General features: G+C 63.2%; 19 protein-coding genes. 8 read left to right on the top strand and 11 right to left on the bottom strand.

The annotated features are described in order from the left end of the window. Window positions 1-30 precede the first annotated feature (30 nt). From BLS26_RS29225 to BLS26_RS29200, 6 genes are all read left to right on the top strand, one after another. Window positions 31-741 carry a DUF1028 domain-containing protein gene (locus BLS26_RS29225; protein WP_092515964.1) on the top strand — a complete coding sequence of 237 codons (711 nt, stop codon included), beginning with the start codon at window positions 31-33 and terminating at the stop codon, window positions 739-741. Next, window positions 738-1,727 carry an ABC transporter ATP-binding protein gene (locus tag BLS26_RS29220; protein WP_092515963.1) on the top strand — a complete coding sequence of 330 codons (990 nt, stop codon included), beginning with the start codon at window positions 738-740 and terminating at the stop codon, window positions 1,725-1,727. The genes BLS26_RS29225 and BLS26_RS29220 overlap by 4 nt, the downstream gene beginning before the upstream one ends. Further along, entirely contained in the window at window positions 1,724-2,833 is a 1,110-nt protein-coding gene (locus BLS26_RS29215; protein WP_092515962.1) for an ABC transporter ATP-binding protein, read from the top strand. Before BLS26_RS29220 ends, BLS26_RS29215 begins: the two co-directional genes overlap by 4 nt. A 23-nt stretch (window positions 2,834-2,856) precedes the next feature. After that, entirely contained in the window at window positions 2,857-4,368 is a 1,512-nt protein-coding gene (locus BLS26_RS29210) for an ABC transporter substrate-binding protein (RefSeq protein ID WP_092515961.1), read from the top strand. A 145-nt stretch (window positions 4,369-4,513) separates the two neighbouring features. Beyond that, complete coding sequence (locus BLS26_RS29205; RefSeq protein WP_092515960.1) at window positions 4,514-5,455, top strand: ABC transporter permease; 942 nt, start codon at window positions 4,514-4,516, stop codon at window positions 5,453-5,455. Window positions 5,456-5,459: 4 nt separating this feature from the next. Then, window positions 5,460-6,347, top strand: a complete 888-nt coding sequence (locus BLS26_RS29200) for an ABC transporter permease (protein WP_092515959.1) — start codon at window positions 5,460-5,462, stop codon at window positions 6,345-6,347. Between the two features lie 114 nt (window positions 6,348-6,461). On the opposite strand, the gene BLS26_RS29195 is transcribed toward BLS26_RS29200, so the two are convergent. From BLS26_RS29195 to BLS26_RS29180, 4 genes are all read right to left on the bottom strand, one after another. Next, window positions 6,462-7,205 (bottom strand): hypothetical protein, encoded by a 744-nt coding sequence (locus BLS26_RS29195; protein ID WP_092515958.1) that lies wholly within the window; start codon window positions 7,203-7,205, stop codon window positions 6,462-6,464. 106 nt (window positions 7,206-7,311) lie between these two features. Next, window positions 7,312-10,407, bottom strand: coding sequence for a multidrug efflux RND transporter permease subunit (locus BLS26_RS29190; protein WP_092515957.1), 3,096 nt, complete (start codon window positions 10,405-10,407; stop codon window positions 7,312-7,314). 109 nt (window positions 10,408-10,516) lie between these two features. Then, complete coding sequence (locus BLS26_RS29185; protein WP_092515956.1) at window positions 10,517-11,725, bottom strand: efflux RND transporter periplasmic adaptor subunit; 1,209 nt, start codon at window positions 11,723-11,725, stop codon at window positions 10,517-10,519. 1 nt (window position 11,726) lies between these two features. After that, window positions 11,727-12,428 carry a TetR/AcrR family transcriptional regulator gene (locus BLS26_RS29180; protein ID WP_092515955.1) on the bottom strand — a complete coding sequence of 234 codons (702 nt, stop codon included), beginning with the start codon at window positions 12,426-12,428 and terminating at the stop codon, window positions 11,727-11,729. A gap of 205 nt (window positions 12,429-12,633) precedes the next feature. On the opposite strand from BLS26_RS29180, the gene BLS26_RS29175 reads away from it, so the two are divergent. Further along, on the top strand, window positions 12,634-13,854 hold the full coding sequence (locus BLS26_RS29175) for a cytochrome P450 (protein WP_092515954.1): 1,221 nt from the start codon (window positions 12,634-12,636) through the stop codon (window positions 13,852-13,854). Window positions 13,855-13,882: 28 nt separating this feature from the next. Here the strand turns inward: BLS26_RS29175 and BLS26_RS29170 are convergent, their stop codons facing one another. Then, window positions 13,883-14,074: a hypothetical protein gene (locus BLS26_RS29170; RefSeq protein WP_092515953.1), complete on the bottom strand. Its 192-nt coding sequence runs from the start codon at window positions 14,072-14,074 to the stop codon at window positions 13,883-13,885. A gap of 251 nt (window positions 14,075-14,325) precedes the next feature. Here BLS26_RS29170 and BLS26_RS37100 point away from each other — a divergent pair, with 251 nt between their 5' ends. Beyond that, entirely contained in the window at window positions 14,326-14,457 is a 132-nt protein-coding gene (locus BLS26_RS37100; protein WP_256385888.1) for a hypothetical protein, read from the top strand. Between the two features lie 99 nt (window positions 14,458-14,556). Here BLS26_RS37100 and BLS26_RS29165 read toward each other — a convergent pair whose 3' ends face one another. From BLS26_RS29165 to BLS26_RS29140, 6 genes are all read right to left on the bottom strand, one after another. Beyond that, a complete protein-coding gene (locus BLS26_RS29165) occupies window positions 14,557-14,937 on the bottom strand; it encodes a hypothetical protein (protein WP_092515952.1) in 381 nt (126 codons plus the stop codon). Between the two features lie 206 nt (window positions 14,938-15,143). After that, complete coding sequence (locus BLS26_RS29160) at window positions 15,144-15,440, bottom strand: hypothetical protein (protein ID WP_092515951.1); 297 nt, start codon at window positions 15,438-15,440, stop codon at window positions 15,144-15,146. A 236-nt stretch (window positions 15,441-15,676) separates the two neighbouring features. Next, window positions 15,677-16,540 carry a sugar phosphate isomerase/epimerase gene (locus BLS26_RS29155; protein WP_092515950.1) on the bottom strand — a complete coding sequence of 288 codons (864 nt, stop codon included), beginning with the start codon at window positions 16,538-16,540 and terminating at the stop codon, window positions 15,677-15,679. After that, window positions 16,540-17,733 (bottom strand): dihydrodipicolinate synthase family protein, encoded by a 1,194-nt coding sequence (locus tag BLS26_RS29150; protein ID WP_092515949.1) that lies wholly within the window; start codon window positions 17,731-17,733, stop codon window positions 16,540-16,542. Before BLS26_RS29150 ends, BLS26_RS29155 begins: the two co-directional genes overlap by 1 nt. Window positions 17,734-17,743: 10 nt before the next feature. Next, window positions 17,744-18,895, bottom strand: coding sequence for a Gfo/Idh/MocA family protein (locus tag BLS26_RS29145; RefSeq protein ID WP_092515948.1), 1,152 nt, complete (start codon window positions 18,893-18,895; stop codon window positions 17,744-17,746). Continuing rightward, window positions 18,892-20,295, bottom strand: a complete 1,404-nt coding sequence (locus tag BLS26_RS29140) for a hypothetical protein (RefSeq protein ID WP_092515947.1) — start codon at window positions 20,293-20,295, stop codon at window positions 18,892-18,894. The genes BLS26_RS29145 and BLS26_RS29140 overlap by 4 nt, the downstream gene beginning before the upstream one ends. Between the last annotated feature and the right edge of the window lie 10 nt (window positions 20,296-20,305).

Genomic DNA, 20,305 nt, shown 5'->3' with positions numbered 1-20,305 from the left:
CAGAGGCGGCTTGAAGATGGTTTGCCAAACATGACCTGGTCGATCATCGCCCGCGATTCCCAAACCGGCCAGTTCGGTATCGCGGTTGCGACGAAATTTTTCGCGGTCGGCGCCCGCGTCCCGCATATCGCGGCCGGCATCGGCGGCGTCGCCACGCAGGCGCTGGTCAATCCCTATTACGGTATCGATGGCATCACGCTGTTGCGCGAGGGGCGCGAACCGCGCGCGGTGATCGATACGCTGATCGCAGCCGACAGCGGCCGCGAGAGTCGGCAACTGCATGTCATGGACGCCAAGGGACGCATCGCGGCTTTCTCCGGCAATGAGTGCGTCGACTGGTGCGGCCATGTTCAGGGCGACGGCTTCTCCATCGCCGGCAACATGCTGGCGGGCGCGGCGGTGCTCGACGACACCGCGAAAGCGCTCGTCGCCAATGCTCACCTTCCCTTTGCGCAGCGTCTGATAGCAGCTTTGAAGGCCGGCGAAGCCGCCGGCGGCGACAAGCGCGGCAAGCAGTCGGCGGCGCTGTTGATCCACGGCGAGGAGGAATGGTCCGATCTCGACTTGCGCGTCGACGACCACACCGATCCGCTGGCCGAACTCGAACGGCTCGAACAAGTGAGCCGCGAACGCTGGGTGCATTTCCGCCCGTTCCTGCCGACGCGCAAGAACCCGGCCGGGATCACCGACCGCGCAACGATTGATGCCGGCGTTCAAGCGGCCACGGCAGGCAAGGCATGACGGCGAGCCCGCTGATCGAGATCGAGGGCTTGCGCGTCGTCTTCCATGGCGATGACGGCCGCATCACCCATGCGGTCGACAGCGTCGATCTCAGCGTCGCCAATGGCGCCACACTCGGACTGGTCGGCGAGTCCGGCTGCGGCAAGAGCGTCACTTCGCTCGCCATCATGGGACTGTTGTCAAAACACTCCGCCGAAGTCTCGGGCTCGATCCGCTTCGACGGCTTTGATCTGCTCGACGTGCCCGACCAAACCCTGCGCGACCTGCGCGGCAACCGGCTCGCGATGATCTTTCAGGAGCCGATGACGTCGCTCAATCCGAGCTTTACCATCGGTGACCAGATCATCGAGACGATCTTGCGCCATCGCGGCGGCACGAAGCGCCAGGCGCGCGAGCGCGCGATCGAGCTGCTGCGGCGGGTCCATATCCCCTCGCCCGACAAGCGGATCGACGAGTATCCACACAAGCTGTCCGGCGGCATGCGCCAGCGCGTGATGATCGCGATGGCGCTGGCCTGCGACCCCCGCCTCCTGATCGCGGACGAACCGACCACGGCGCTCGATGTCACCTTGCAGGCGCAGATTCTTGACCTGATGCGCGAACTGAAGGCCGCCAGTGGCGCCGCGATCATCCTGATCACCCACGACCTCGGTGTGGTCGCCGAGGTCTGCGACGAGGTCGCGGTGATGTATGCCGGCGAAATCGTCGAGCGTGCGGCGGTCAATGAACTGTTCGCCAATCCGCAACATCCCTACACGGTCGGCTTGCTCGGCTCGATCCCGCGGCTCGACCGCCGCACCTCGCATCTGGCGACGATCGAGGGCATGGTGCCGAACATGGCCAACCCGCCGGGCGGCTGCCGTTTCGCCGCGCGTTGTCCCTTCGTCGTCGATGCCTGCGTTGCCGCACCTCCGCCGCTGGCGATGGTGAGCGATGGCCACGCCTCGCGCTGTATCCGGGCGCCGCTGGAGAGGCTGGTGTCATGACCGCGCTTCTGGAAGTCGAAGGCCTGGTCAAGCATTTCGTCGCCGCGCGTTCAGTGTTCGGCCGTCCCACCGCTCACGTCAGGGCGGTCGACGGCGTCAGCTTCACCGTCGAGGCCGGCAAGACGCTGGCGCTGGTTGGCGAATCCGGCTGCGGCAAGTCTACCGTGAGCCGGCTGGTGCTGCGGCTGATCGAGGCGGACGCGGGAACTGTTCGCTTCGAGGGCCGCGACCTCGGCGCGCTGGACGCCAACGCGCTGCGCGCCTTCCGGCGCGATGCGCAGATCATTTTTCAGGATCCCTATGCCTCGCTTAACCCGCGCATGACGGTCAGCCAGATCCTGACCGAGCCGCTGGCGCTGCACGATCTGGTGCCGTCCTCGCGCCGGCGCGAACGGGTCGAGGAACTGTTGCGGCTGGTCGGCCTGGAGCCACGATTCGCGCGCCGTTATCCGCATGAATTTTCCGGCGGCCAACGCCAGCGTATCGCCATCGCCCGGGCACTGGCGGTGGAACCGAAACTGATCATCTGCGACGAGCCGGTGTCGGCGCTGGACGTCTCGATCCGCTCGCAAATCCTCAATTTGCTGCGCGATTTGCAGGACCGGCTTGGCCTTGCCTATATCTTCGTCAGCCACGATCTCGCCGTGGTGAAACACATCGCCGACCGCGTCGCGGTGATGAATCTCGGAACCATCGTCGAGACGGCGGATGCGCAGGCGCTGTTCGCCGCGCCAACGCATCCCTATAGCCGCGCGCTGTTGTCGGCCATTCCAGTGCCGAGGCCGCAGGCCAAACGCAGCCGCATCGTGCTGGAGGGCGAGATGCCGAGCGCGCTCAATCCACCCACGGGCTGCCGCTTTCATACCCGCTGCCCCTACGCCATCGCGCGCTGCCGCACCGAGGTGCCTGAGTTGCTGGCCGACGCCACCGGGCATGCCACCGCCTGTCACCGCACGGCGGAACTGCCGCCGCCCGACAACATCGTGCCTTCAGACGGCGGCTTTTCCCCGACACTGGAAAAATTGGTCGCCGCCTTCAGCGGCGGCGCGGAAGGCCTGGCCCCGGCCGGGGTTGATCAATCAGGAACACCGGCGGCTGTGGCGTAATCGTAGAGATGGGGATGACGACAATGAAAATCCTGCGTTTGGCAGTCACCGCGGCGGCGCTGCTGCTGTCGTTCGGGGCGAGCGTTCAGGCACAGTCGACGCTGCGGATCGGGCTCGCCGAAGATCCTGACGTGCTCGATCCGACGCTGGCGCGTTCCTATGTCGGCCGCATTGTATTCGCCTCGATTTGCGACAAGCTGTTCGATATCGACGCCAAGCTGAATATCGTGCCGCAGCTCGCGCTGTCGCAGGAGACCTCTGCCGACGGCAAGGAAGTGACGATCAAGCTGCGGCCGGGCGTCAAATTCCACGACGGCGAGCCGTTCGATGCCGAGGCCGCGAAGTTTTCGCTGGAGCGGCACCTGACCTTCCCGGCCTCGTTCCGCAAGCCTGAGCTGTCCGCGCTCGATCACGTCGAGGTCGTCGATCCCTTGACGATCAAGCTCGTGCTCAAGATGCCCTATTCGCCGCTGATCGCGCAATTGACCGACCGCTCGGGCATGATGGTGTCGCCGAAGGCCGCAAAGGAAGCCGGCGACAAATTCGGACTTCACCCGGTTTGTGCAGGTCCCTACAAGTTCGTCGAACGCGTGCAGCAGGACCGCATCGTGGTCGAGAAGTTTGCGGACTACTGGAACAAGGACAACGTCTTCATCGACCGCATCATCTATCTGCCGATCGTCGACTCCACGGTGCGGCTGGCGAACCTCAAGTCCGGCGGGCTCGATCTGATGGAGCGCTTGCTCGCAACCGATATCAAGGACGTCCGCGCCGATCCGCGCCTCAAGCTCTCCAGCGCGCTCTGGCTCGGCTATCAGGGCATCGACATCAATATCGGCAATGAAAAAACCAAAGGGCCGCTCAGCCAGTCCGCCAAGGTGCGCCAGGCGCTCGATCTGTCGATCGACCGCGAGGCGATCAACCAGGTCGTCTACAACGGCGAATTCACGCCCGGCAACCAATGGGTCAATCCGCAACATCCGTATTACCAGAAGGGATATCCGGTCCGCCCGCGCGATCTCGCCAAGGCCAAGGAGCTCTTGAAAGAAGCCGGAATCACCGGCCGCATCAGCGTCGACTTCATGATCCCGAAGGAGACCGAGCGGGAAGCCGTGGCCCAGGTGATCCAGTCGATGGCCGCGGAAGCCGGCTTCGATCTCAAGATCAGGGTCACCGAATTCGCCACCGCCCTGAAGGAGGCGGAAGCCGGCTCCTATCAGGCCCTGCTGCTCGACTGGAGCGGCCGCATCGATCCCGACGGCAATTCCTACATCTTCCACAAGAGCACGGCGCCGCAGAACTACAGCGCCTACTCCAATCCCGACGTCGACAAGGCGCTCGACGATGCACGGCTGGTCAGCGATCCCACCGCACGCAAGGCCATCTATGAAAAGATGACCAAACAGATCATCGAGGACGAACCGATCATCTATCTCTATCACCGCAACGTGCTGATTGCGCACACCACCAGGCTCGAAGGCTACACCCAGATGCCGGACGGGCTGGTGCGCGTCATCGGGCTGAAGTTGAAGTGAGAGACAGGCACCCACACCCGTGTCCCGGACGCGGTGCGGCGCCTAAGCGCTGCACCGCAGAGCCGGGACCCATGCCGACAGACTGGATCCCGGTTCAGCAGCGCACCGTTGCACGCTGCGCTGCGCCCGGGACACGGATAGCGCCATGCTGAATTTCCTCGCCCGCCGCGTCGTGCAGCTGGTTCCGACGCTGTTTTTCGTCTCGCTGCTGATCTTCTCGCTGCAGCACCTGTTGCCGGGCGACCCTGCGCTGGTGATGGCCGGCGAGGAACGCGATCCCGCCGTGATCGCGCAAATTCGCCAGCAATACAAACTCGATCAGCCGATCCCGGTCCAATACGTCTACTGGGTCAAGGGCGTGCTGGCGGGCGATTTCGGCGAATCGCTGCGCAACAAGATGCCGGTACGCGCGCTGATCGCGCAAAAGCTTCCGGTGACGATGCAACTGGCCTCGATGGCGATCGTGATCGCGTTCCTGATCGGCATTCCCGCCGGCATCGTCTCGGCGGTCAAGAAGGGCACCGCATGGGACTACGGCGCCAACCTATTCGCGCTGTGGGGCATCTCGACGCCGAACTTTTGGCTAGGCATCATGCTGATCTTCCTGTTCTCGATCGAACTCGGCTGGTTGCCGGCGTCGGGCTATGTGCCGCTCACCGAGAACTGGCGTGCCAGCCTTGCCTCCACCATCATGCCCGCCTTCGTGCTCGGCAACGCGATCGCCGCGGTGCTGATGCGCCATACCCGCAGCGCCATGCTGCAGGTGCTGGAGAGCGATTACGTCCGTACTGCCCGCGCCAAGGGGCTTTCCGAACGCTCGGTGATCCTCAAGCACGCCATGCGCAACGCGCTGACGCCGGTGATTACGCTCGGTGCACTCGAACTCGGCACGCTACTGTCGGGCGCGGTGCTGACCGAACAGATTTTCTCGATTCCCGGCTTCGGCAAGCTGATCGTCGACGCCGTGTTCAACCGCGATTATGCCGTCGTGCAAGGCGTCGTGCTGACGACGGCAACGATCTACATCACGCTTAACCTGATTGCCGATATCGCCTATATCCTCGTCAATCCCCGGCTGAGGGCGTAGCGCCATGACTGACGCAGCGCTCACCGCCATCCCGGCCGTCGTCTCCGACGAACTGGAAAGCCCGTCGCGCCGGGCGCTGCGCCGTCTGCTCCAGCGCAAGGGCGCGGTGGTGGGCCTCGTCGTGATCGCGACGTTCGCGCTGCTGGCGTTGTTTGCGCCGCTGCTCCTGCCCTATGACCCGATCGCGACCAGTTGGTCGCTGGTGCGCAAGCCACCCTCGGCGCTGCACTGGTTCGGGACCGACGAACTCGGCCGCGACATTCTCAGCCGCGTCGTCTATGGCGCGCGGGCTTCGCTGATGGCAGGCGCGATCTCGGTCGGGATCGCGCTCGGCATCGGCGTGCCGCTGGGTCTGCTGTCGGGCTATCGCGGCGGCTTCATCGACGCCCTGATCAGCCGCATGACGGATGCGATGCTGGCCTGTCCGTTCCTGATCCTCGCCATTGCGCTGGCAGCGTTTCTTGGGCCCAGCCTCGGCAATGCCATGATCGCGATCGGCATCTCGGCGACGCCGATCTTCGTGCGGCTGACGCGCGGACAGGTGATGAGCGTCAAGGTCGAGGATTATGTCGAGGCCGCACGCGCCATGGGCAATCCGCGCTGGCGTATCGCGCTGTTTCACATCCTGCCGAACATCATGCCGGCGCTGTTGGTGCAGGCGACGCTGTCGATCGCGGCCGCCATCATCGCCGAAGCGGCGCTTTCCTTCCTTGGCCTCGGCCAGCAGCCGCCGGCACCGTCCTGGGGCAGCATGCTGAATTCCGCCCAGCGCTTCCTGACCAACGCGCCCTGGATGGCGATCTGGCCGGGACTGGCAATTTTTCTGGTGGTGCTGTCGTTCAACCTGGTCGGCGACGGTTTACGAGACGCACTCGATCCGAGGGAGCGGTGAGAGCTAGTTGCCGTCATTGCGAGCGAAGCGAAGCAATCCATCTTCCCACTCGACGAAAGATGGATTGCTTCGTCGCTTTGCTCCTCGCAATGACGAGAATGGTCAGTCGAACTCCTAGATCACCACTTCCCGCATCACCCTCCGGCAATCCATCTCGTATTCGAGATCGATCACCGGCGGCCGGGCGAAATGCCAGGTCAGGCCAGCGCGCGCGGCGCCACGGCTCACCAGCGCGTCGGCAAAGACCGGATAAAAGTCCCTGATCGTGTAGGTCTGCGCCGCCGTGGCGTCCTTCCAGCCATGCCCAAACGCAGCCATGCGCTTTTCCATGACGTCAACGACATAACGGACTTTTTCCTTGATGCCGTCGGGGCTGATATCCCGGTAGCGGACCGTACGTTCCGCGTAACTCGCGGCTCCATCCTGTGACTCGCCGCTGCCTGCGATCACGAAGCTCGGCGAGGCGCTCTGGCTCGGCCGCGTGAACGAGAATGCGTAGAACGACGGCTCCGTCGGCGGATCGATCTCGGGACAGACATTGCTGCGCGCCACCGGATTGGTCTTGCCGTCGTAGACACCCCATTCGGCCAGCGTCTTGACGTAGTGCAGATTGAAATTCCGGAACCCCTCGTCGGTGAACGCCGCCGGCGAGCGAAGTTCGCAGGCGCAGAACGAAGTCAGCGGCCGCCCCACAGCCTGAATATATTGCGCGATCCGCGCAAAGCCTTCCGCCAGCGGCAGCCATTTGTCGAAACGTACGCGCTCGACTTCATATCCGGGATTGGCTGCGGCACCTGCCGAATACTGGAAGACGCCTGGAATGAAGCTGTAATTGCCGGCGGCGAAGTCACTGGTCATGTCTGCTCCCTGTTTCTTGTTGGACACAGGCTAGCATACGACAAGGAAAAGGCGGCAACGGCTTTTGCCGTTACCGCCTGACTTGATCCTTGACCTCAGACCAACCTCAGGTCGGCTTGAGCACCCCGCGGCCGAGATCGAAGTCCGCGATCTCCCGGGTGCGGTCGGAGTCCGCATTGGCGCGGTGATCGGTGGCGATCGCGACATAGACCGCGGGCAGCACGAACAGCGTGAACAGCGTGCCGATCGACATACCGGCTACGACGACGAGACCGATCGAGAACCGGCTCGCAGCGCCCGCGCCGGAGGCGGTCAAGAGCGGCAGCAGACCGGTCACCATCGCCGCCGTCGTCATCAGGATCGGCCGAAGCCGGATACGGGCCGCCATTTCAATGGCCGAGCGCCGGTCGAGTCCTTCGTTGAGCTGCAGCTCATTGGCGAATTCGACCATCAGGATGCCGTGCTTGCTGATCAGGCCGACCAGCGTCAGCAGGCCTACCTGGGTGTAGATGTTCATCGTCGCGAGACCGAAGAACAGCGGGATCAGCGCGCCGACCATCGCCATGGGAACGCTGACCATGATCACCAGCGGGTCGCGCAGGCTTTCGAACTGCGCCGCCAGCACCAGGAAAATGATGATGACCGCGAAGCCGAGCGTGATCACGAGCTGATTGCCTTCCTGCACATACTGCCGGGAGTCGGCCAGGTAATCGTGGCTGAAGCCCGCCGGCAGGTTTTTCGCCTCGCCTTCGAGGAAGGCAACCGCCTGGCCGACGGTCACACCGGGCATCGGCACCGCCGAGAAGGTCGCGGAGTTGAGCTGGTTGTAGTGCGTCAGCGAATTCGGCTCGGTGGTGGTCTCGATCGAGACGATGGTCGACAGCGGCACCAGGTTCCCGGTGTTGGTCGGGACGTAATAACCGCCGAGCGCTTCCGCCGACAGCCGCATGCCGCGCGGCACCTGCGGGATCACCTGGTAGGAACGTCCCTCGAGATTGAACCGGTTGGTGTAGTTGCCGCCCAGCAGCGTCTGCAGCGTACCGGCGACCTGCTGCATGTTGATGCCGAGGTCGCTGGCTTTCGAACGGTCAATTTTGACCTTCACCGTCGGTTGGTTGAAATCGAGGTCGCTGTCGGAGACGATGAACATGCCGCTCTTGCGCGCGGCCGCCTTCAGCTTGTTCATCTGTTCGTAGACGGCCTGGAAACCGACGGTCGAGTTGATCACCATCTGCACCGGCAGGCCCCCCGGGCCGCCCGGCAGTGCCGGCAGGTTGAACGCGAACGCCTGGACGCCTTCGATCTTGGAGAGCTCCGCCTGCACCAGCGGCTTCAGCTTGATCGACGAGCGCGTACGCTCGTCCCACGGCTTCAGCAGCATGCCGGCGATACCGCCCTGCGGGCCGTTGATGCCGTTCAGCACGAAGCGCAGGTCCGTTTCCGGGAATTTGGCGAACATCTTGTCGAGCTTCTCGCCGTAGAAGTCGACATAGTCGATGTTGGCGTATTTCGGCGCCTTGGTCACCGCGAATACGATACCTTGGTCTTCTTCGGGAGCCAGTTCGGCAGGCGTATGCATCCACAAGAAGCCGACGAGCCCGATAATGGCCACTGCGAACAATCCGGTGATCGGACGGTAATCGAGCGAACGGTCGAGCTGGCGGCCGTACCAGTGCGTCATCGCGCCGAACACCCTGTTGACCAGTTTGGCGAACCGTCCCTCTTCCGCGTTGGTGAGGAAGACCGAGCACATCATCGGCGACAGCGTCAGCGCGATCACGCCGGACACGATCACCGAGCCGGCGAGCGTAAAGGCGAATTCGCGGAACAGCGATCCAGTCAGCCCACCAAGGAAGCCGATCGGCGCATAAACGGCCGCCAGCGTGATCGTCATCGAGATGACGGGACCAACGATTTCGCGCGCGCCTTGCAGCGACGCCTGCACCGGCGATTTACCCTCTTCCAGATGGCGATGAATGTTCTCCACCACCACGATGGCGTCGTCGACCACGAGGCCGATCGCCAGCACCATCGCCAGCAGCGTCAGCAGATTGAAGCTGAAGCCCATCACCAGCATGAGGCTGCAGACGCCGATCAGCGACAACGGAATCGTGACCACGGGAATAATGACCGAGCGGAACGAGGCCAGGAACAGGAAGATCACCACGACCACGATCAGCACGGCTTCGCCGAGCGTCTTCTCCACCTCGTCGATCGACGATTGAATGAACTTGGTGGAATCGTAGGCCACCTTCATCTTCATCGACGGCGGCAGGTTGCGCTCGAGCTCCGGGAATAGCGCGCGCACGCCCTTGACCAGGGTCAGCGGGTTGCCTTGCGGGGTCGCCTGCACACCGATGAAGATCGCGTGCTCGCCATTAAAGGCAACGCTGGCGTCCGAGCTTTGCGCGGCAAGTTCGACCTCGGCGATGTCCTCTACGCGAACGAAACCGCCGTCCTTCGACTTGACGATCATCTTCTTGAACTGGTCGATGTTGCGCAGGTCGGTGTTGGTCGAAATGTTGGAGACGATGAGATAGCCCTTGGCCTGTCCAGCGGCGGCCTGGAAGTTGTTGGCGATGATAGCGGCCTGGACGTCATTCGGCGACACGCCGCGGCCGGCCATCTTGACCGGATCGAGCCACAGTCGCATCGCGAACGTCTGGCCGCCGAGAATGTCGGCGGAGGCAACGCCGTCCACCGTCGACAGCACGGGCTGCACGACGCGCGTCAGGTAATCCGAGATTGCTGAACCGGATAATTCCTCGCTGGAGAAGCCGAGATACATCACGGCCGTGGTCTGGCCCGTTGTCTTGGTCACGATCGGGTCGTTGGATTCCTTCGGGATCAGATATTTGACCGAGTTCACCTTGGCGAGAACTTCGGTCAACGCCTGGTTCGGATCGAAATTCAGCTTGACGTAGACCTGGATCGTGCTGGTGCCGAGCACCGACGACGACGTGATGTAGTCGACGCCTTCGGCCGATGCCACCGCCTGCTCGATCGGCGTGGTGATGAAGCCCTGGATCAGATCCGCGGACGCGCCGGGATACACGGTCGTGACGTTGACCACCGTGTTCGACAGTTTCGGATATTGCCGGATCGGCAGCACGGCCGCTGCCCGCAGACCGATCAGGAGGATCAGCAGGCTGACCACGACCGAGAGAACCGGGCGTTTGATGAAGATATCGGTTATAGCCATCGCGATTTATCCCGGTAAGTTCGGCAATTGGGCGCGGTCTCCCGCAGGAAACCGCTGCCCGCTTTTCATCTGCATGCGGCCCGTGAGGGCCTTCAAGTAGCGCGCAATCCTAGTAACGCGGCGGTGTCGCCGGAATCGGCGGCGTCGGGTCGGTCGAGATCGCAACCGCCGCGCCGGACTGCAACTTGAGCTGGCCGACGGCGACGACGCGGTCTCCCGGCTTCAATCCTGTGAGGATTTCAGCACGACCGTTGATACGGTTGCCGGCCTTCACGAAGGTACGCACCGCCGTCAGGCTGGTCTTGCCTTCCGGGTTGCCCTTGCCGTCGTCTTCCTTCTTCTCGGTGATCAAGTAGACGGAGTCACCATAGAGCGTGTAGTCGACCGAGGTTTCGGGAACGGTGACGACCGCCGGCTTGTCCGGCAGCACCACCGTGGTGGTCGCGAACATGCCGGGCTTGAGGATGCGGTCCGGATTGGCGATCGTCGCTTGCACGCGGATGTTGCGCGTATCGGTGGCGATCTGCGGCTCGATCGTCGTGATCTTGCCCTCGAAGCGGCGGCCCGGATAGGCATCGACCGCGATGCGGACGACCTGATCGACCTTGAGCGCGGCGGAGTCCTTTTCGGTCACGGTGAAGTTGGCATAGAGCACGGACAGATCGGTCAACGAGACGATCTGGGTCCCCGCCGTCAGATATTGTCCGACCTCGACCTTGCGCACGCCGAGCTCGCCGTCGAACGGCGCCCGCACCAGCTTCTGCGAAATGATGGCTTCGGTCTTGGCGATGCCGGCATTGGCCTGGTCGAACGCGGCCTGCGCCGTATCAACCGTCGCCTGCGGCCCGAACTGGCGCGAGGCCAGTTGCTTGGCGCGATCGAGCGAGAGCTGTGCCACTGTCGCCTGCGCCTTGAAGTTCGCGAGATCGCCCTGGTCGGGGCCATCGAACAGTTGCAGCAGCGGCGTACCCGCCTTCACGCTGGAGCCGGGGGTGAACATGATGTCGGTGATACGGCCATTGACGTCGGAGGTGACGTTGACCTGATGCACGGCCGCGAGATCGCCGACCGCGGTCAAGAGATTTGGAATCACCTCGGTCGCTGCAGTCGCAATGTTCACGCTCGCCGGCGGCGGCTTCATGGTGGCGAAGAACTGCGCGATCATCTTGCCGCGGAAATAGTTGAACCAGACGAGGCCGCCGACAAGGATCGCCAGCGCCAGCCCGACGATGATGAACCAGCGCACCATCCGGACCGGACGCTTGCGCACCTCGCTGATTGGCTTACCCGACAGTTTCGGTTCAGTCACGATATTCATGTCATGCACTTTCTGCAGTTACCGATTGTCCCGAATTCGGCGACAGCTCGCAGTCCAGATGGGAAACAATTGCGGCCTCGTTAAGCCCGATGCCGCGAAGGATGAATTGGCAAAGCTGACGCTCGACGTCGGCGGCATTGCCGTAGGAAAGACAGGGCACCGCCGGAAGCCGCGTCAGCGCAGCCATCAACACGGTGTGGTGGGCGAACCAGAACAGGTTGAGCGGTTCGTTGCCGATCTGCGCCGCGTCGCCGGCCGCAATCGCGCGTTCGATCGATGCGGTGAACACCGGCCCGATCAGGTCTCCGACCTTGCTGTACAGAAGCCGCGCGAACTCGCCGTCATCGAGGTGGCTCGTCGTCATCAACCGGATGCGCTGCGCTTCCTCTTCGTCCGCGCCGTCCGAGATGTGCATGAAGTGGCCGACCATGCCTTTGACCAGTTCGACCAGGGTTCCGGTCGACGGCTCCTGACCGAGCAGATGCGCCAGATCCGGGTCGGCCTCGCATTCTTCCGCCAGGATCTCCGCATAGAGCGCGGCCTTGGAGGGGAAATGCTTGAACAGCAGGCCTTCCGAGATGGCCGCCGCCGCCGCCACGCTTTTGGTGGTGGTTCCAGCAAAGCCATTGCGGGCAAAGCAGCGCTTGGCAGCGCTCAATATCAACTGACGCCGCAAATCACTTGTCATGCGAAGGGTAGACATGGGCGCGTGAGTAATCACTCACCACGCCTGATGTCAAGGATTTATTGCAGTGCGAAGCGGCTGTTTCGGTCAAATCGGCTGGAATCGCACTAATCCCGACGACCACGGATGCCTTGACCCCGGCGTCGGCGCGGGATTTAAGATAGTTGCACATGCGACTAATTCGAGACCGTCGCGCAACCATTCACAATGAGCATGACGCGCCATGAATCCGGATGCACGCGAACTGGCTGACACGTTCGACCTCGAGAAACTGACGCCGGATTTCTACGCCAACCCCTACCCGACCTATCGCGCGTTGCGGGAACACGAGCCGGTCAAGCGGTTGCCGAACGGTTGCTGGTTCCTGACCCGCTATGACGATCTGGTCGCGGCCTACAAGAACACCAAGGTATTCTCTTCGGACAAGAAGAAGGAATTTGCGCCCAAATACGGCGCCTCCCTGCTCTACGAGCACCACACCACCAGCCTGGTCTTCAACGATCCCCCCGCCCACACCCGCGTGCGGCGGCTGATCATGGGCGCGCTGTCGCCGCGCGCGATATCAGGCATGGAGCCTGACCTGATTGCCCTGGTCGACCGGCTGCTTGATGGCCTCGCAATCAAAGGGAAAGTCGACCTGATCGACGACTTCGCCGCGGCGATCCCGATCGAGGTGATCGGCAATCTGCTCGACGTGCCCCAGGACGAGCGCGAGCCGCTGCGCGACTGGTCGCTGGCCATTCTGGGCGCGCTGGAGCCGGTCGTCGCACCGGATGTATTTGCGCGCGGCAACAAGGCGGTGAAGGATTTCCTCGCCTATCTCGAAGGTCTGGTGGCGCGCCGCCGCGCCAAACCCGGCAATCCCGAGCGCGACGTGCTGACGCGGCTGATCCAGGGAGAGGACAATGGCGAGCGGCTGACGGAAAAGGAATTGCTGCACAACTGCATTTTCCTGCTCAACGCCGGCCATGAGACCACCACCAACCTGATCGGCAACGGGCTGGTGGCGCTGCTGGGCCATCCGTCCGAAAAGCAGCGGCTGATCGACAATCCGGCGCTGATCAAGACCGCCGTCGAGGAGATGCTGCGGTTCGAAAGCTCCAATCAGCTCGGCAACCGCATGACGGTTGAGCCGATCGAACTCGGCGGCGTCGCGATGCCGGCGGGCACGCCGATCACGCTGTGTATCGGCGCCGCCAATCGCGATCCAGCTCAGTTCGCCGATCCCGAAAATCTCGACATCGGCCGCACGCCGAACCGGCATCTCGCTTTCGGCACCGGCGCGCATCAATGCGCCGGTATGGCGCTGGCGCGGCTCGAAGGCGCGATCGCGATCTCGCGTTTCCTGGCACGATTTCCGAACTACGCGCTCAGCGGCGAACCGGTACGCGGCGGCCGGGTTCGTTTCCGCGGATTCCTGAGCGTGCCGTGCCAGACCGGCTGAGGCTGCGGGCGGAAATCAGCGGATTGGACTAAGCGCCAGGCTGGTCGCCGGCGATGGCGCGGTCGATCGCATCGATCAACGCTTGCGTCTCCACGAACTTGGCGCGCGCCCGTTCCGCCTTGTCGCGATCAAACGGGGCCGCGAGAACCTTCGCATGCGCGTCACGTTCCTCGACCATGCGCTCCCTTGCCTTCTTCAGCGTGTCCAGTCGTTCGCTCATCGGATGCTCGCTTTGCCTGTTCCAAATCCACTGAACCGCGCGAACACGCCACCATCATGGTCCGGTGGGCTTGATCGACCTGGTAGCGGGGAGAATCGCCGGGCGACCTTACGACACGGCAAGCCCAACCGGTTGAAATTAAATCCGCTTTGGCTCAACCGGCTCTTTCCATTACGCGCCAGGTTGTTACCTTTGCATGGTTCGATGCCTTCCAAGACACCGGACAACATCAACCGCAGGGAGGGACCGGCATGGCCAAGGGCGAGCAAAAGAGCAATCGGGAAAAGAAAAAGCCGAAGAAGGACAAGATCAAGGCGATCGCCGCGGCACCGAGTCAGAAGGGCGTCGGAGGCGTGCAGTCTGGCTACGGCAACAAGAAATAGCGTCATGCTCCCAGCCGGCGGATCGGCACGACCGCCGCCGGGATCGCTGGATTGAACCGCGGACGGCGCAGGTGCGCGTCCGATCGGACTGGATCGTCTTTAGTTTCCGGCGGTGTTGAAGCGGTCGAGGTCGCAATCCTTCGCCGCATATCTGGTCCGGCGTATGCCGTCGCCATCTTCCTCAACGCTCGGCTTGCAACGCGCGCTCCATTCGGCTTCCGCCAGCTGGTCGGCCTTGAGCTCCTCCTCCGTTCGCCGCACGACCTGGATGGTTGTGCGGCCGCCGACGGCGAAGTCGGTGTTTTGGCTGGGGAGAAGCGGAGTACCGCTCCGAATGGCCGACGCCCTGGCGTCAGCCGCGGCCTGCCTGTCATAGGCGGCCTTGACCGCATCTGCGGCGTGCCCGTGATCCATCGCAAACTGGGCCGACGCCGACGAGATCGAGGCGATGACAATCGAGACCGCAAGGACGATACGCATGTTGGTTGCCTCATGAAATGAGCCTGCCCATCAGCAATGACGGACAGGCGTTGAGGCGCGGTAAAGCAGCGTAACTAACCGCTGTGCAATTTTTTCGTTAGAAATTTAGCCATCGCACCGCCACAAAGCCGCGGCGCGAACTCACGCGATATATGTCGAAATTCATTCACGCACGCCGCACAAGACGCGCGGCGCGACAGATCTGACTACTCGCTGCGACCAAACTCGCAACCCTTGTGAGCGTAGACCAGACGGCCAACGCCTTCACTGTCGATGTTGCGCGTCGGCTTGCAATACGCTTCCCATTTCTCGATCGAGGCGCGCGTTGCTTTCTCGTCTTCCTGTTCCTGGGCGAGGTTGCGCGGAGGCAACTCGCGATAGGATGTGGTGCACACCCTGCCGAAGAACTTGCTGTAGGTGCATCGCTCAACGACGTCCCATCCTTCGGCCGAGGCGGAGGTGGACAGAAGGGCGAGAGCTGCAATCGCGTAAAGAAGTTTCATGTTGACGCTCTTCGTTAAGGAAAAATCATCCTTACGAAACCACTAACGCCGTAGCTGGCGGGCGCACAATGATAACCCTTTGTTAAGCTGAATACCCCCGAAAAAAGTTAAATCTGGAACCCGAAAATTCGAGTGCGCGGGCTCGCGCCATACAATTGCGAGACAACATCGCCCATCATTGGCACAGCCACGCGCGACGTTGAACGAACCTGATACACCGTCTCGATCGCGTGCCGTCAGACCACCGTCCGGTGCCGCTCGATGCAAATCTTCAAAACCTCGTCCATCGGCTTGCTCCACCAGTCATTCGAGAAGATTTCGATCTCCGAATAGCCGGCAAAGCCCTGCGCCTCGACCGCAGCGCGGACCGATTTGATGTCGATGACGCCGTCACCCATCATGCCGCGGTCGTTGAGGATATCCTTGGTCGGCACCAGCCAGTCGCAGACGTGAAACGCCAGCAACCGCTCCTTGCCGGCCCGCGCGATCTGCGGCAGCACGTCCGGATCCCACCAGATGTGATAGACGTCGAGCGCGACGCCGAGCATACCGCTGCGCGCAGGATCCAGCGCATCGCAGAGATCCAGCGCCTGCTTGGTCGTGTTGATGCAGGCACGGTCAGCGGCATAGGCCGGATGCAGCGGCTCGATCGCGAGCGGCATGTTGGCGGCCTTGGCGTAGTCGAGCATCTCGGCGATGCCGTCGTGGACCTGCGTCCGCGCGCCCGCGATGTCCCTGGAAGCCACGCTTCCCGGCCGCGAATATTGCGGCAGGCCGCCGACAACAAGTACGACACAGGGCGCGCCCAGCGCACTGGCCTCATCGATGGCGCGGCGGTTGTCGTCGCGCGCTTCGATCCGGTGCGCCGCATCGGCGACGAACATGCCGCCGCGGCAATAACCGGATAATTCAAGCCCGGCGTCACGCACCGCCTTGACCGCACGGTCGAGACCGACGGCGGCGACCTGGTCGCGCCAGGGATCGATGGCGCGGATACCGTGCCGCGCGCAGGCGTCGATGATGGCAACCAGATCGCCCTGCTTGCGGACCGTAGCCGTGTTCAGCGACAGCCAGCGATGATCCCCAGAAAAATCCCGCATCACGGCTCGACGCCGCGCGTGGCCATCACGGTCTTCATGCGCCGCGTCGCCAGTTCCGGATTGGACAATAGCCCGGCCTTGTCGGCTAGCCGGAACAGTTCGGCCAGATGCAGCGTCGAGCGCGTGCTCTCCTGCCCGCCCACCATGGTGAAGTGGTCCTGGTGGCCGTTGAGATAGGCCATGAACACGATACCGGTCTTGTAGAACCGCGTCGGCGCCTTGAAGATATGCCGCGACAACGGCACCGTCGGCCCGAGCACATCGTGGAAACCGGCTTCGTCCCCGGCAGCCAGCAGCGACAGCGCATAGGAGGCCGCCGGCGCGATGGCGTCGAAGATACCGAGCAGCGCGTGCGAAAAACCCTTGTCGTCGCCGGCGATCAGTTCGGCATAGTTGAAGTCGTCGCCGGTATACATCTTGACGTTCTCATCGAGCCGCCGGCGCATGTCGATCTCGCGCTGCTTGTCGAGCAGCGAGACTTTGACGCCATCGACCTTGGCGGCGTTGGCGTTGATGATGCCGACCGCGATGTCCATCGCGGTATCGAGGCTCGCGGTGCCCCAGTAATTCTTCAGCGCGGGATCGAACATGTCGCCGAGCCAGTGGATGATCACGGGCTCGCGAACCTGCGACAGCACGCGATTATAGACCTTGGCGTAATCATCGGCGCTGCGGCCGAGTTTTGCCAGCGCCCGCGAGGCCATCAGGATGATGCGGCCGCCGGCTTTCTCAACGGCCGCGATCTGCTCCTCATAGGCGCGGATCACGTCATCGAGGCCCCTGGCGTCCTCCACCGCGAGATGGTCGGTGCCGGCGCCGGAAAACACCAGCGCACCACCCCTCGCCTTCGCCGCCCGCACCGAGCGCTGGATCAGTTCCAGCGAGGTCGGCCAGTCCAGCCCCATGCCGCGCTGCGCGGTGTCCATGGCTTCGGCGACGCCGAGGCCGAGGTCCCAGACATGCTCGCGAAACGCAATGGTCCGGTCCCAGTCGACGGCCGATGTCAGCCACGGATCACAATCCGCCAGCGGATCGACCACGGTATGGGCGGCAGAAAACGCCACGCGGTTCAGCGTGCCTTCGAGCTTGGCCGGAAACGTCCGCGACGCCGCCAGACGGTAGGTCTCGATCTGGCCTCCGGCGGTCGGCAGCTTCACGGACAGTGACGATTGCGGCATGACCGGCTTGTTCATGGTCTTGTCCTCACACCTTGATCGGGGCGACGTCGATCCAGCGCCGTTCGCGCCAGCTCTGCAGCGCGCATTCGGCGAGTTGCACGCCCTTGGCGCCTTCCAGCAGCGTGTATTTATACGGCGCGTCTTCACAGACGTGGCGGATGAACATCTCCCACTGCTCCTTGAAGCCGTTGTCATAGGTGACGTTCTCCGGCAGCTTCTGCCAGTCGGCGTAGAAATCGTGGGTGCGCTTCTCGTCCGGATTCCAGACCGGCCGCGGCGTGGCCTGCCGGGCCTGGATCATGCACTCGGTGAGCCCGGCCACCGCCGAGCCGTGGGTGCCGTCGACCTGGAAGGTGACGAGATCGTCGCGATAGACCCGCGTCACCCAGCTCATGTTGATATGCGCGATCACGCCACCCTTGAGACGGAAGGTGGCGTAGGCGGAGTCATCGGCGGTCGCGGTGTACTTCTTGTTCTTCTCGTCGAAGCGCTCGGGGATATCCGTGGTGCCGGTGCAGCTCACGCTTTCGACTTCGCCGAACAGGTTGTCGAGCACGTAGCGCCAGTGGCAGACCATGTCGAGGATGATGCCGCCGCCGTCCTCGCTGCGGTAATTCCATGACGGTCGCTGCGCCTCCTGCCAGCCGCCCTCGAACACCCAGTAGCCGAACTCGCCGCGCACCGAGAGCATGCGGCCGAAGAAGCCGCTATCGCGCAGGAAAGCGAGCTTCTTCAGGCCGGGCAGGAACAGCTTGTCCTGCACCGTGCCGTGCTTGACGCCCTTGGCATTGGCGAGCCGCAGCACCGCGACGGCTTCGTCCAGATTGGTGGCGATCGGCTTCTCGCAATAGACGTGCTTGCCGGCCTCGATCGCTTTCGTCAGCAGCGTCGGCCGCGCCTGCGTGGTGGCGGCGTCAAAGAAGATCGTGTCGTCCTTGTTTGCGAGTGCCTTGTCGAGGTCGGTCGACCAGCGCGCCACATTGTACTGCTTGGCGAGGCGCTCGACCTTGTCGGCATCGCGGCCGATCAGGATCGGATCGGGCAGCATGCGGTCGCCGTTGGCGAGCACCACGCCGCCGGAATCGCGGATCGCGATGATGGAGCGGATCAGATGCTGGTTGAGCCCCATGCGGCCGGTCACGCCGTTCATGATCAGGCCGAGGCGTTTGGTCGTCATACTGCGTTCTCCAAAGATATTCTGGCTGTCGGCTGCGTCAGCGGCGGCATCGCGGACCAGTCCGGATGCACGGCAGAGGCAAAGCCTGGTGTCGTCAGCGATCCCGTCAGGAGATCGCCGTCGTGAATGGCGAGACGGACCTTGTGGCCGTCTTTTGCATAGAGGTCCGGATGCGCCGTGAGAAACGCGTCGGCCTCTGCGGCCGGCGTATCGCCAAAGCCGTCGACATAATGGTGACCGTTGCGCTCGGCATGGGTGACGCCGATCAGCGCACCGAGCGCCAGATCCTGCTGCACGGCCAGTCCCGCCTGGCAGGTCAGGTCCTCGCCGGCGATCAAGCATCTTTGGCCGGCCGCGCTCCATTTGGCCGCGCGGGTGGCGTTGATCACCGACTTGTAGATGCCCTTGCAGGATTTCGACGAGATACCGCGATAGCCGAGCGCACGGGCGGCCGGGAAAGCATCGTAGGAATCGTCGGCCTCGTCGATGATGAAGTCGCGGCGGGCGAGCGCGCCGAGCGGTGAGGCCCGGGTGATATCGCGCGGCATCGGCTGCTCGATATAGAGAAGTTTTGACGCAATCGGCTTCAGTGCGCTGCCGCGATCAAGCCGATCGACCAACAGGCCAAGCGCTGCCAGATCGGAATATTGCTCATTGGCGTCGAGGGTGACACCGTAGTCATATCCGAGCTTCAGCAGCTCCCTGCCGATACGGATCAGGCGTTCGGCGTCTGCGTCGGGGTCGCCATTGAGCTTGAGCTTGAAGTAACGCGCTCCAGCGTTCTCGCTGATATCGGCGACGCCGCCCTCGCCTTCGACGATGTCGTCCATGCCGACCGTGTGTCGGATCGCGACACGATCCAGGCGTTTTCGTCCTGACAGGAACTGTGCGACGTCATCATTGCCGAGATCGCGCGACAACCGCGCATCGACGCCAGCGATATTGGCCGCCATGCCGTCGAAGAAATTGGCGCCGACAGCGCGCAGCAGCGCGTCGAGGATCGCCTTGTCGATTTCCGCCGGGCCGTAGGCCGCCGCCAGCGGCGGAATGTCCTCCTTGGCGCAGGCCGCGACCTGTGCCGCGATACAAGCCGCGTGCAGCCCGAATGCGGTCTCGAAGCCGGATTGCGCCAGATAAAGATCCCGCGCGATCAGCAGCGAGCGCCGCAGTTCGGTCACCGTTTCCTCGGGTGACAGATGCGGCCGCTTGTCGAACCATTTCGGCACCAGAAATTCGGCGCTGGCGCCGACAGCCCTGCCCTTGCCTTCCACGTCGATCTCGACGCGCACGAACATCTGCGGCGTCGCGTTGACGACGACCGCGCCGAACCGGAACGGCCGGGCAAACGTGACCGAACGCTCAAACAACGAAATGTCTCGCACGGTCAGGCGATACGGCATCGGGCCAGCT

The organism is Afipia sp. GAS231 (assembly GCF_900103365.1).
Classification (GTDB): Bacteria; Pseudomonadota; Alphaproteobacteria; order Rhizobiales; family Xanthobacteraceae; genus Bradyrhizobium.
The sequence above is the reverse complement of the archived record's forward strand: the minus strand, read 5'-3'. Positions and strand labels throughout refer to the sequence as shown.

Coding starts and splice junctions, on each gene's coding strand:
- BLS26_RS29225 (WP_092515964.1), top strand. CDS start 31: ATGACCTGGTCGATCATCGCCCGCGATTCCCAAACCGGCCAGTTCGGT.
- BLS26_RS29220 (WP_092515963.1), top strand. CDS start 738: ATGACGGCGAGCCCGCTGATCGAGATCGAGGGCTTGCGCGTCGTCTTC.
- BLS26_RS29215 (WP_092515962.1), top strand. CDS start 1,724: ATGACCGCGCTTCTGGAAGTCGAAGGCCTGGTCAAGCATTTCGTCGCC.
- BLS26_RS29210 (WP_092515961.1), top strand. CDS start 2,857: ATGAAAATCCTGCGTTTGGCAGTCACCGCGGCGGCGCTGCTGCTGTCG.
- BLS26_RS29205 (WP_092515960.1), top strand. CDS start 4,514: ATGCTGAATTTCCTCGCCCGCCGCGTCGTGCAGCTGGTTCCGACGCTG.
- BLS26_RS29200 (WP_092515959.1), top strand. CDS start 5,460: ATGACTGACGCAGCGCTCACCGCCATCCCGGCCGTCGTCTCCGACGAA.
- BLS26_RS29195 (WP_092515958.1), bottom strand. CDS start 7,205: ATGACCAGTGACTTCGCCGCCGGCAATTACAGCTTCATTCCAGGCGTC.
- BLS26_RS29190 (WP_092515957.1), bottom strand. CDS start 10,407: ATGGCTATAACCGATATCTTCATCAAACGCCCGGTTCTCTCGGTCGTG.
- BLS26_RS29185 (WP_092515956.1), bottom strand. CDS start 11,725: ATGAATATCGTGACTGAACCGAAACTGTCGGGTAAGCCAATCAGCGAG.
- BLS26_RS29180 (WP_092515955.1), bottom strand. CDS start 12,428: ATGTCTACCCTTCGCATGACAAGTGATTTGCGGCGTCAGTTGATATTG.
- BLS26_RS29175 (WP_092515954.1), top strand. CDS start 12,634: ATGAATCCGGATGCACGCGAACTGGCTGACACGTTCGACCTCGAGAAA.
- BLS26_RS29170 (WP_092515953.1), bottom strand. CDS start 14,074: ATGAGCGAACGACTGGACACGCTGAAGAAGGCAAGGGAGCGCATGGTC.
- BLS26_RS37100 (WP_256385888.1), top strand. CDS start 14,326: ATGGCCAAGGGCGAGCAAAAGAGCAATCGGGAAAAGAAAAAGCCGAAG.
- BLS26_RS29165 (WP_092515952.1), bottom strand. CDS start 14,937: ATGCGTATCGTCCTTGCGGTCTCGATTGTCATCGCCTCGATCTCGTCG.
- BLS26_RS29160 (WP_092515951.1), bottom strand. CDS start 15,440: ATGAAACTTCTTTACGCGATTGCAGCTCTCGCCCTTCTGTCCACCTCC.
- BLS26_RS29155 (WP_092515950.1), bottom strand. CDS start 16,540: ATGCGGGATTTTTCTGGGGATCATCGCTGGCTGTCGCTGAACACGGCT.
- BLS26_RS29150 (WP_092515949.1), bottom strand. CDS start 17,733: ATGAACAAGCCGGTCATGCCGCAATCGTCACTGTCCGTGAAGCTGCCG.
- BLS26_RS29145 (WP_092515948.1), bottom strand. CDS start 18,895: ATGACGACCAAACGCCTCGGCCTGATCATGAACGGCGTGACCGGCCGC.
- BLS26_RS29140 (WP_092515947.1), bottom strand. CDS start 20,295: ATGCCGTATCGCCTGACCGTGCGAGACATTTCGTTGTTTGAGCGTTCG.